The sequence below is a fragment of the Accumulibacter sp. genome, assembly GCF_036625275.1.
In the GTDB taxonomy this organism is placed as follows: domain Bacteria; phylum Pseudomonadota; class Gammaproteobacteria; order Burkholderiales; family Rhodocyclaceae; genus Accumulibacter.
The window spans coordinates 1-10809 of record NZ_JAZKUD010000110.1 but is presented as its reverse complement, the minus strand read 5'-3'; the positions used below and the strand labels follow the sequence as shown (position 1 = coordinate 10809).

Here is a 10809-nt window from a genome sequence, read left to right as displayed (position 1 = left end):
TTGGTCTTGCCGGCTTCGAGGCCAATGTTGTAGAACAGACTGTCACTGTAAAGCGGCGGCCGGTGGCAGGCGGCGCAGCCGGCCTTGCCGACGAACAACTCGTGACCGGCCACCGCATCGGCCGACACGGCCGTCGTGTCGCCGGCGACATGGCGATCCCAGGGTGCCTCGCCACTGTTGAGCGTGCGCAGGAAGGCGGCGAGCGCCTTGGGAATGTTGTCCGCGTCCGGCGCGGCGCCGAAGACCTTCTGGAACGTGGCCTGGTAGCCGGGCACGGCAGCGATCACGGCGGCGGCCTTGACCGGGTCGGCACCGATCTGAGCCTTCCAGGCGGCGGTGATCTGAGCTTCCAGCGTTTTGGCGCGACCATCCCAGTACCATGAGGTGTAGTAGCCGGTGTTATAGACGCTGGGCGTGTGACGCGTGTTCATGCCGCCGCCGACCTTGCGCGACAACGGCAGGCCGTCGGTCCAGCCAAGGTGCCGGTAGTGGCAGCCCTGACAGGCCATGCTGCCATCGCCCGAAAGGCGTGGGTCAAAGAACAGCTGCTTGCCGAGCGCAGCCTTTTCCGGCGTCGTCGGGTTGTCGGCCGGATCAGGCGGTGCCGGCAGGGCGGAAGAGCGGACGTAGCCGGCGCCGTCTTGCGACACCGTCACACAGCCCAGCCCGACGACGGCAACACCGGCGGCAAGCAAGCACACACGCAGTGACTTTTTCATCTCTTTGTCTCCTCCTGGGTTGATCACGGAAATAGAGTAACACTACGAGCAAGAGCTCTGCGATCTCAAGCATCGCAGAATTCCGGAGTATGGGAGGAAGTGTCGGTCATGCGCGAGTGGAAGGCGGCAGGATGGCTGCTGACGTCGCTTCTGACGATCTGCTGTCAGCGGCGGTCGAGAAGCGTGGTGGACGCAGGGTGTGAACGTACTGCCGGCTGGCACACAAGGAAGACGAGAGAGTCGTATTGACGAGCAGGATCTCACTGGTCTGTCGGACGAAAAGCTGAGGTATGTGCGGACAGTTGCCTCCCTGTGAACGAAGAGCGATGAGAAGCCTCTTCTCCACATCCGGCGGATGGCCTTTGAGAAAGGTCTGATTCCGTTCATTCCCGCCGAGCAGCCGGAACCGGAGGAATGAACTGACTTGCGAAAGCGGCCCGTCACCGAGGCATTGCCAGGGTCGGGACGTCGGGCGCAAAGCGAACCACAGGCCCGTCATTCGTCGGGGGCGTCATTTGGCTGGCGCTGCTGGCGGCGCACATCATGGACGGCGTGCTGGCCGGCAAGCAACCAGCACACCTGATGTTGAAGGAGCTGACGCGACCGTTGCCTGTCAAGTGGTCGGGAAAGAGGTTGCGATTTGGGATGGGTGATCGATAGCCGGTGTTGCATAGTTCCTCTGTGTTCTGCCGAGCCCTCAATAAAATAGAAAAATGTCGAAGCAGATTCCTCCGGCAACCCCGGAAATCAACCGTCTCAGAGCCGCTGCAGCCCTGATCCCCATCATTGAGTCTGGCTTGGCCGAGTCGAAGTTCTCCGTGGAACGAGCCGCGCTCATGGCTTCGTTCTGCGAATGGGCGATTGAGAAGGTGCCTGACGATCCCGAGGTCGTGAAAATGGCGGAGACGGTGGGCAACGGCCTGGAGCGCATCAGGATCGCGTTAGCTCCTGTTGCATGAAAGCTCTCGGTCACCGGTGACGACAAAGCCTGGATTCGGCTCATAGAACAGCGAGAGGAGCCTCTGCAAGACGAGCGAGGTGGCTCGGCTCACGGCCAGTTGCGGCCGGTAGCCAGCCCTTGGTTGCAGTCATCTGGACGACTGCTGTACTTCGAAAGCTGTCGGGAGGCCAATTCACACTTCTCGGCCAATCCGGCGATTGGGCAGTCTTTCGGTATCGGGCGGCTGTCTGGCGGTAAGCCGACCGTCATCGGCAATCGAGGCTCGAAGGTCTGCTTCCTACTTTGGCGGGCTCACACTCCCGACCCGGTGCTGCCGGTCGAACTGTCAGAGGTTCAGTGTCGGGTATGTGAGTAGAGCAGACAGGCGGAGAGCTGCCAGCAGGTCCCTATTCAGACAGCGGGCTCGAACGCCAACGGTCAGTGTCCAACGAGTTCCGAAATCTCGATCAGGTTGCAGTCAGGATCACGCAGATAGATCGATCTGATTCGTCCCGTCGCACCTGTGCGCATGACCGGACCTTCGATGATTGGCCAATGGCATTCACCCATCCGGTCAACAACCGCTTGCAGTGGCAACGTCGAAATAAAGCAGAGGTCGAGAGAACCTGGTGTAGGGACATGGGCCTTGGGTTCGAACTCCTTGCCTTTGATGTGAAGATTGATCTTCTGTAACCCGAACTTGAAAGCCTTGCGTTCGATGGGTGGCGTACCACCGATGAAGGTCTCCAGCGTCATACCCAAAATCCGGGTATAGAAATCAACGCATGCAGCTTCGTTTGCCGTGGTGAGCACCAGATGGTCGAGGTGGCTAATCATATGGGTCGAGTCCAAGCGAAAGGCGTGAGTTTATCTTGAGGTTCCATCGCTCTAGGCTGTCGCCTTCGTTCAGCTACTGCGCGAATAGGCCGGCGTGTTGCAGGGTAGATCAGTCATTCGACTGGCGCCTCTCTGAAATCGACGACGGACAGCTTCTGGCCGGTTGCACTAATACAACATGATGCCAGAAAGCGGCCACACAGATTATGCTCGTGCGGCCGCTAGGTGCTGGCTAGATTTCAGTCTGCTCCGAAATCTCCAGCGCATCGTCCACCTCGAAGCCGAGGTAGCGAACGGTGCTCTCCAGCTTGGAATGACCAAGTAGTAGCTGAACGGCCCGCAGGTTCTTCGTGCGCTTGTAGATCAGGGTTGCCTTGGTTCTCCGCATGGAATGCGTCCCATAGGCCGATGAATCCAGCCCGGCAGATTCGGCCCAGTGATGCACGATCCGCGCATATTGGCGTGTCGAGACGTCGGGCGACCCCGCCACTCTGCTCGGGAATAGGCACTGATCGCTTCGCAGATGAGCCTTTTCCAGCCAGGCCGACACTGCCGCCCTCGTCGGCTCCGTCAGTTCAAAGTGGACTGGCCGCTGCGTTTTCCTCTGGAACACCATGGCGCGGGAAAGCACCTGGTTTCCGTGGGTGATATCGCGCACCCGCAGACTGACGAGATCGCAGCCCCGTGGCTTGCTGTCGATGGCCAGGTTGAACATGGCAAGATCGCGGACCGCATGGGCTTTTTGGAGGCAGATGCGGATGGCCCAGATGTCCTTGGGCTTGAGCGGTGGCTTCTGGCCGACGAGCTTTCCCTTGTTCCAGGCTTCGCGTTTGTTGGTGGTTTCCATTACAGACTCTTTGGTTGTTGATCGGAGTCATATTTTTCGACCTGCGCATAAGTGGCTGGTATGCGATAGGATTCCGTACTCGGGCTATCGGCCATCAAGAGACGCTCGGAAAACCGCTCCATAACCGACGTCCAGCTTTAGGTTCGCTTCGAAGCGTCATGCTCTTGAGGTTGATGAGCACGGACAGACTTATCCACGGATACTGCGGATAGGTTGGAAGGAGAAAATACATCAACTTGGTAACCGCTTGCACCCTAGTGGTGCTTGACGCGGTCCCTGATCCAAGTCCAGATGGCTACACCGGCATAGGGCAGCACAGCGCCAAGACCAAGTGCAGCAAGCGTTACAGGCTCTAGCATTTTGACTACCTCGCTCGCGGTGTGAATGACATCGATCGCTCAGCAATAGTCGTGCCAACACGCCTTGTGCAGCCTTCGGCATGACTATGGCGTTAAGCAAAAATAACTTGAACATTTGTGATGATTGGCCTATGGTTTCAGCATGGAGCAAGAGTTAGCCATAGAAGCCAAGTATCAAGCGCTGTGTGGGAGGCTGGATGAGGCCACGCTTCGCCTTTGGGCGGCGACGGAGGCGCGAAGCCTGGGGCGTGGTGGCGTCACCTTGGTCGCCAAGGCGACTGGCCTGTCGCGCACGACGATTCATGCGGGTTTGAGTGAACTGAATGCACCGGTGTCGGCCGGGGAGCAAGGCGTGCAACTCCGGGCGCGAGCGGCAGGAGGTGGGCGAAAGAAGCTGATTGACAAGGATGCCAGCTTGCTGAGCGATGTCGACGCCCTGGTGGAGCCGACAACGCGTGGTGATCCGATGTCGCCGCTGCGCTGGACCTGCAAGAGCACCTATCGTCTGGCTGAAGAGCTGAGGCAGCAAGGGCACACGGTCAGCCAGCGAAGCCTCTGTGATTTGTTGAGTTTGGCAGGCTTCAGTCTGCAATCAACGCGGAAGACCCGAGAAGGTGGGCAGCATGAGGACCGCGATGCCCAGTTCGGCCACATCGCCCGCACCGTTGCGGAGTATCAGGCGGCAGGCGATCCGGTCATTTCGGTGGACACCAAGAAGAAAGAGTTAATCGGCGACTTTAGGAATGGCGGCAAAGAGTGGCAACCCAAGGGACAACCAGAAGAAGTGCGGGTTCATGACTTCATTGACCGTGAACTTGGCAAGGTCGCACCCTACGGGGTTTATGACGTGACCACCAATACAGGCTGGGTCAGTGTCGGTATCGACCACGATACCGCCGAATTCGCCGTCGAGAGCATTCGGCGCTGGTGGCGTGAAATGGGACAGGTGACCTACCCGAATGTTCGCCGTCTGCTGATCACCGCGGATGGCGGTGGCAGCAACGGTTATCGCGTGCGTCTATGGCGAAGGGAGTTACAAAAACTGGCGGATGAACTGCGCCTGACGGTTCAGGTTTGTCACCTCCCGCCGGGAACCAGCAAATGGAACAAGATCGAGCATCGCATGTTCTGCCACATCACCGCAAATTGGCGCGGACGACCGCTAGTCAGTCGACAGGTGGTGGTGAACCTGATCGGCAACACGACAACCGAGACAGGCTTGCGAATCCAGGCTGCGATCGATGAGAACGCCTATACGTCGGGAATCAAGGTGTCCGACGACGAGCTTGCCTCGCTTGCCATCGAGCGCGACGCGTTTCATGGCGAATGGAACTACCGCCTGATACCTCGGAACAATGACAAATAACTCTTATTGTTCAAGTTATTTTTGCTTGCGTCCTTAGGGTCGTAAGCACCCCTGAAGTTGCACGGCTTGCTGACGCTGTTTCCGATGAAGTGATCGGGGCAGCGAGCATATGAAATCGCCAAACAAAACTCGATAGACCGCATCGTGGAGGCAATTCTTGGGGGCAAGCAAGCTGCGGGCCTGGCCTTGAAGAACTTGATGGCACCGTTTCCGGTGCGGTGATCGGGCCAGAATGTGAGGTCTGGCATGGCTGGCGGTAAGGTGTAAGCCCCGCAGTTCCATATCAGCCCCGAAAAACCACCCGATTTCGCCCTTCTTCCTTGGCTACATACAACCGCCGATCTGCGACCCGCACCAACTCCTCGACACTGATTTCGCCCACCTCCGCGAGCTGGCTCGCGGCGACCAGGCCGACGGAGACGGTGACCGGGATCCGCTCGCGATTGAAGAAAAAATCGGTGTTGGCCACCGCCAGCCGCAAGCGCTCGGCAAACTGGAGGCCGTTCTGCAGGCCGCCGATGAAGAATCCGTAAAACTCCTCGCCACCATAGCGGCCGATCTCGTCCTCATGCCGCTTGGTGGCGCGCATCACGTCTGCGAAGCCGACCAGGACCTGGTCCCCGGCCTGATGGCCATGGATGTCGTTCACCGCCTTGAAATGATCCAGGTCCAACAACAGAAAGACAAAATCGTTGATGTGGCCGCGGCGGAGATTGCCGATATTCATCTCGAGAATCCGTTGCAGGATGGTGCGTTTCGGCAACTTGGTCAGTTCGTCGAAATAGCCGATTTTTTCCAGCAGATCCTTTTGCTCCATCTCCTTGGTGACCTCGGTCAGGCAGCCAATCGAGAGACAGATCTGGTCCTCGACAAAGACCTCGATGTTGGCTTGGTCCTTCAGCCAGATCGTCTTCCCCGCCGGCAAGGCCAGTTGATAGACGAACTCCACCGTCCCCGCCTTTTTCACCTCCGCGCGCAAGCCGGCCTGATCGCCCCGCAACTCGGCCCGGGTGACGATCTCCTCCTCCACCTTGCTCTCCCGCTCCGCGTACCGGTAGAGACGCCGATCGACGATACTCTGCCGAAAGACCTCGTCGACTTCCCCCCGCTCGCAGCCGAGAAGGGCAAGAAACCGTGCTCCGACATGTTCATACCAGATGATCTTCTCGTGTTCGCGCCAGGCGGCGATATAGGGGATGATCGGCGAGGAAATCTTCTCCAGGGCCGCCATGGCGGCGACACACGCCTTCAGCCGCCGGCACAGCCGCGGCGAAAAACCGCCCGCGAGAATCCTGCCGCCCGGCCCGGCCAGATCGGTCGCGATTGTCCGTCCCTTACCCTTGCTCATGGTCCCCCCTCGCGTTTAACGGCCGGCTCCGGCTGCCACGGCGGCGCCGACCTTGTCAGGAACTGTCGGTGACCGACTGAGGCTTTGCAGCTGGCCTGCCGGCTTGATCAGCCTGTCACTACCCGGTTGCGACCCTGAGCCTTGGCATCGTAGAGCAAGCGGTCGGCACGCTCCAGCGTCTGGTTCACACATTCACCCGAACGGTGTTCAGTCAGCCCGGCGGAAAAGCTGATCTGCAGGACGTCCTCGCCAAAAACGGGCGCCAGCTTCGCCACCTGCTCGCGCAGGCGCTCCATGGTGGCTCCGGCAAGCGACATGCCGGTCGCCGATTGCATCAGGACAAACTCCTCACCACCCCAGCGCGCCAGCACGTCCGACCGGCGCAAGACCACCTGCGCGGTGTCGGCAAAGGCGCGCAGTACCTCGTCACCCGCAGCATGGCCATACCGGTCATTGACGCGCTTGAAATGGTCCATGTCGATCAGCGCCAGGCAAAATCCTTGTCCCGAGCGCAGGCTGCGTTGAGTTTCCTGCTCCAGCAGGACCACCATGTGACGGCGATTCAACAAGCCGGTCAAATCATCATGCGCGGCCATGAGTTGAATCTGTTCGAGCGCCACGGTCAGCTCTTGCTTTTGCTCGCCCAATCGGCGACGAATGCGGCTCAGACGCCCGGCCAGGACCGAGACCGCTGGAACGACAATCACCAGCATCATGAAATGCGCCAGTTCAACCGTCGGCGGGTAGACATCGGGGCTGATCGAAGCCATCAAAGCCATACTCAGGCCAAACGCGAGCAGAGCATAGATGCTGATGCCCAAGGCGCTGATGGTGCCTAGACCGAACATGCCAAACATCAGGATGATCAGCAAATTGGGGAACGCGATTGCACGTACCGGACCCATCAGGGCATAGCCGGTCGCGCTGCAGACAATCGCAATCGCCATCTGCGGCAAAGTCAGTGATGGGTCCTTGAAGCGCCGTGACCAACCGCAGCGAATGGCCATATAGACCATGACGATGGCGAACAGCGAACTCAGCGTCCAAACGTACAGCGGACCACGCGGCCGGTCCAGCACCCAGGCCGCCCAAAGTACAACCGCCATGCCCATCAGCATCAGCAAGAGGGCCAAGCCTGTCTGCGCCAGGCGCAAGCGCATGGCTCGGTCGGTTCCCAACAACAGGTCACCAAGGTACTGCCTCACGAACGCAGGGCGACGCATTGCCTTGGCATCCCAAGTTGAGTTGGTGGCGCTTCCCGTGACCCTTGCAGAAGCGAAGTACTTTACCTCGAGCAGCACGGCGGTCGGCGCCTTGCGCGCTGGGCACACCCTGCAGAATCCTGCACCACTCGGTGGCAGCCCTGATCGACGCGCAACCTAGCTCAAGGGTCAATACTACAACGACTTCACCGAATATCCTGCCTGCTCGCGCGGCTTCTTCTTTCCGGGCCAGGCGCACGGCTGTCGCGCCGTTGTGTGCAGCACACCATGTCACATCCTGCTCCAACCGACCCGCCGTGGGATACTCTAGCTTTTTCGGGGTGCCACATGGCCATCAAGTCCACCATCTTCAAGGTTGAGCTCCAGCTTGCCGATCTTGATCGAGGGCACTTTTCAGACTACGGCCTGACGATCGCCCGCCATCCGTCGGAGACCGACGAGCGGATGATGATTCGGCTGCTGGCCTTCACGCTTTACGCCTCGCCAACACTGGTCTTCGGACGCGGCCTGTCGACCGAGGACGAGGCGGATCTCCAGGACGTCGACGCAGCAGGCAGCGTCGAGCGCTGGATTGATGTCGGATTACCGGCTGAGAAGGCCATTCGCCGCGCCTGTGGTCGTTCGCGCAGGGTGATTGTCCTCAGCTATGGCGGCAGAGCAGCGGACATCTGGTGGCGACAGAACTCGGAGAAGCTGGTGACCCAGCCCAATCTGCACGTACTCTCGTTGAGTCCGGGTGAGAGCCAGGCCCTGGCCGGCCTGGCCGAACGCAGCATGCGCCTGCAATGCACCGTTCAGGACGGGCTGATCTGGCTGGGCAACCAAAGTCAACAGCTCGAACTGGCACCGAAAATCCTGTTCTCGTCGAATCCATAGCGTTCCTCCCTCAGGCTTGCGTGCCCCCGCGGGAGCAACTTTCTTCTCCCGGCAACCCGTCGCCAACCCGGCTCACGCCACACCGAATACCGCCTCCCAGAGTGCGCGAACGGCTTCGATACGGTGGCTGACCGAGGCGCGTTCGACGCGGGCGCGACGGCCGGCGTTGAGCCGCAGGACGTGTTGCATGCGGCGAAACTCGCGGTAGGCGCTGCGTACCGGTTCGCCCAGGTCGGCAGGAATCAGGCCCAGTTCGGCAGCTATCCCGAGCAGGGCGATGTTGCCGAGGTTGCCGCACAGCCGGGGATGCCTGTGCGCATGCCCGAGGACCAGGTACTGGACGATGAATTCGACGTCGATCAGGCCGCCACGGTCGTGCTTGATGTCGAACGACTCCTCGCTTCCTGAAGCGTGTTGATCGAGCATGCGCTGGCGCATCGCCAACACTTCATCGCGCAACGTGGCCAGATCGCGCGCCTGGCTCAGGATCTCGATGCGGATGGCCTCGAACTGCTCGCCGACAGCCGGGTCGCCGGCGCAGAAACGGGCCCGCGTCAGTGCCTGGTGTTCCCAGACCCAGGCGTGCTGCAACTGATAGTCGCGAAAAGCTTCGATCGGCGAGACGAGCATGCCGGAATCGCCGTTCGGGCGCAGGCGCAGGTCGACCTCGAAGAGCATGCCGGCCGCCGTCTGGGTTGACATCCAGGTGCTCATCCGCTGCCCGAGACGGGCATAGAGTTCGCCGGCATCGGGCTCCGGGTCATTGTGCAGGTAGACCAGGTCGAGGTCCGAAGCGAAACCGAGTTCCTTGCCGCCGAGTTTGCCATACGCGATGACCGCGAAGCGCGGCGGACGCTCGGGATGGGGATGGCGGTGCTTCAGCTTGTGCCAGCAGAGATCCATCGTCGTCTGCACCATGATGTCGGCGAGTTCGCTGAGGCGGTCGGCGAGGTGCTCGACGGTGTGCATGCCGGCGATGTCCTGCGCCAGGAAGTGGAAAACCTGCGCATGGTGCGTTTCGCGCAGAATGTCCATTTCACGCTCGATGTCGTCGACGTGCAGGGCCAGGCGCGCGTGCAGATCCTGACGGAATCGCTGCCAGTCGGTGGTGACATCAAAGATCCGCGAATCGAGCAGTTCGTCGAGCAGAATCGGGTGCCGGGTCAGGTAGTCGGCAGCCCACGACGAGCTGCCGATCAGTTCGGCCAGCTTCATCAGCGCCTGTGGATACTGCTGCAGCAGGGCCAGATAGGCGCCACGACGGCTGATCGTATCGAGAAAATCGAGGCCGCGCTGCCAGGTCGCATCGGGCGTGCCAGTGGCCGCAGCGGCATCGATCAGGCGTGGCCCGAGGGCGTCGAGGCGCTCGCGGTTGCTCGCCGGCAACTGCAGGTAACGGCCGCTCTGGCGGAAGCTCTGTAGCCGTTCGAGCATCGCTTTTGGCTGGCGAAAACCCAGCGTGGACAGGCGCTCGAGCGCATCGTCGCCGGCCACCGGGTCATCCCAGATTCCGGCCAGCGGATGCCGGCCCTCCTCCGGCTCCGAGAAGACCTGCTCGAAATGGCGGGCGACGGTCGCCCGGTAGGCGTCGAGAACGAGCATGAACCCATGCCAGTCGGCGAAGCCCAGCGAAGCGGCAATCTGCCGGCGCTCGTCGTCAGCGACCGGCAGGCGATGCGTCTGGGCATCGTTCACGTACTGCAGACGGTGCTCGAGGCGGCGCAGGAACTCGTACGCTGTCGCCAGTTCGCGCTCGGTCTCCGTCGGCAGCAGGCGCCGGTCGGCGAGCAAGGCGAGGACCTGCAGTGTCGGCCGGGTCTGCAATGCCGGCTCGCGGCCGCCGCGGATCAACTGGAAGACCTGGGCGATGAACTCTATTTCGCGGATGCCACCCGGACCGAGCTTGATGTGTTCGGCCATGTCCTTGCGCGCGACCTCGCGGCGAATCTGGGCATGCAGATCGCGCATGGCATTGATCGCGCCAAAATCGAGATACTTGCGGAAGACAAACGGGCGGGCGATGCTCTGCAGGGCGTTCACCCATTCCGGCTGCAGATTGGCGCCTTCGTTCATCACCCGGGCCTTGATCCAGGCGTAACGTTCCCACTCGCGGCCTTGCGTGATGAAATAGTTTTCCAGCGATCCGAGCGAGCCGACCAGCGCTCCCGAGTCGCCGTTCGGTCGCAGACGCATGTCGACCCGGAAAACCTGACCGTCTTCGCTGATATCACCCAGGGCGCTGATCAGGCGCTTGCCGAGGCGCAGGAAGAAATCGTAGTTGTCGAGCCGACGAC

The 10809-nt window shown here is 60.8% G+C and carries 9 protein-coding genes; 3 read left to right on the top strand and 6 right to left on the bottom strand.

Going from position 1 to position 10809, the window contains the following annotated elements:
• Positions 1 to 719: cytochrome-c peroxidase (locus V5B39_RS19945; RefSeq protein ID WP_332344590.1), on the bottom strand; the 719-nt coding region annotated here is incomplete at its 3' end.
• Positions 720 to 1432: 713 nt separating this feature from the next.
• On the opposite strand from V5B39_RS19945, the gene V5B39_RS19940 reads away from it, so the two are divergent.
• Positions 1433 to 1678 (top strand): hypothetical protein, encoded by a 246-nt coding sequence (locus V5B39_RS19940; RefSeq protein WP_332344589.1) that lies wholly within the window; start codon positions 1433 to 1435, stop codon positions 1676 to 1678.
• Positions 1679 to 2097: 419 nt separating this feature from the next.
• Here the strand turns inward: V5B39_RS19940 and V5B39_RS19935 are convergent, their stop codons facing one another.
• Together V5B39_RS19935 and V5B39_RS19930 are read right to left on the bottom strand one after the other, a co-directional pair.
• Complete coding sequence (locus tag V5B39_RS19935) at positions 2098 to 2496, bottom strand: VOC family protein (RefSeq protein WP_332344588.1); 399 nt, start codon at positions 2494 to 2496, stop codon at positions 2098 to 2100.
• A 232-nt stretch (positions 2497 to 2728) separates the two neighbouring features.
• Positions 2729 to 3343 (bottom strand): tyrosine-type recombinase/integrase, encoded by a 615-nt coding sequence (locus V5B39_RS19930; RefSeq protein WP_332344587.1) that lies wholly within the window; start codon positions 3341 to 3343, stop codon positions 2729 to 2731.
• 501 nt (positions 3344 to 3844) lie between these two features.
• Here V5B39_RS19930 and V5B39_RS19925 point away from each other — a divergent pair.
• Complete coding sequence (locus V5B39_RS19925; protein WP_332344586.1) at positions 3845 to 5068, top strand: ISAzo13 family transposase; 1224 nt, start codon at positions 3845 to 3847, stop codon at positions 5066 to 5068.
• 283 nt (positions 5069 to 5351) lie between these two features.
• Here the strand turns inward: V5B39_RS19925 and V5B39_RS19920 are convergent, their stop codons facing one another.
• Together V5B39_RS19920 and V5B39_RS19915 are read right to left on the bottom strand one after the other, a co-directional pair.
• Positions 5352 to 6416, bottom strand: coding sequence for a GGDEF domain-containing protein (locus V5B39_RS19920; protein ID WP_332344585.1), 1065 nt, complete (start codon positions 6414 to 6416; stop codon positions 5352 to 5354).
• A gap of 107 nt (positions 6417 to 6523) precedes the next feature.
• Positions 6524 to 7639, bottom strand: a complete 1116-nt coding sequence (locus V5B39_RS19915) for a diguanylate cyclase (protein WP_332344584.1) — start codon at positions 7637 to 7639, stop codon at positions 6524 to 6526.
• 327 nt (positions 7640 to 7966) lie between these two features.
• On the opposite strand from V5B39_RS19915, the gene V5B39_RS19910 reads away from it, so the two are divergent.
• Positions 7967 to 8515: a YaeQ family protein gene (locus tag V5B39_RS19910; protein WP_332344583.1), complete on the top strand. Its 549-nt coding sequence runs from the start codon at positions 7967 to 7969 to the stop codon at positions 8513 to 8515.
• Between the two features lie 72 nt (positions 8516 to 8587).
• Here the strand turns inward: V5B39_RS19910 and glnE are convergent.
• Positions 8588 to 10809: bifunctional [glutamate--ammonia ligase]-adenylyl-L-tyrosine phosphorylase/[glutamate--ammonia-ligase] adenylyltransferase (gene glnE, locus V5B39_RS19905; protein WP_332344582.1), on the bottom strand; the 2222-nt coding region annotated here is incomplete at its 5' end.

Coding starts and splice junctions, on each gene's coding strand:
- V5B39_RS19935 (WP_332344588.1), bottom strand. CDS start 2,496: ATGATTAGCCACCTCGACCATCTGGTGCTCACCACGGCAAACGAAGCT.
- V5B39_RS19930 (WP_332344587.1), bottom strand. CDS start 3,343: ATGGAAACCACCAACAAACGCGAAGCCTGGAACAAGGGAAAGCTCGTC.
- V5B39_RS19910 (WP_332344583.1), top strand. CDS start 7,967: ATGGCCATCAAGTCCACCATCTTCAAGGTTGAGCTCCAGCTTGCCGAT.
- V5B39_RS19940 (WP_332344589.1), top strand. CDS start 1,433: ATGTCGAAGCAGATTCCTCCGGCAACCCCGGAAATCAACCGTCTCAGA.
- V5B39_RS19925 (WP_332344586.1), top strand. CDS start 3,845: ATGGAGCAAGAGTTAGCCATAGAAGCCAAGTATCAAGCGCTGTGTGGG.
- V5B39_RS19920 (WP_332344585.1), bottom strand. CDS start 6,416: ATGAGCAAGGGTAAGGGACGGACAATCGCGACCGATCTGGCCGGGCCG.
- V5B39_RS19915 (WP_332344584.1), bottom strand. CDS start 7,639: ATGCGTCGCCCTGCGTTCGTGAGGCAGTACCTTGGTGACCTGTTGTTG.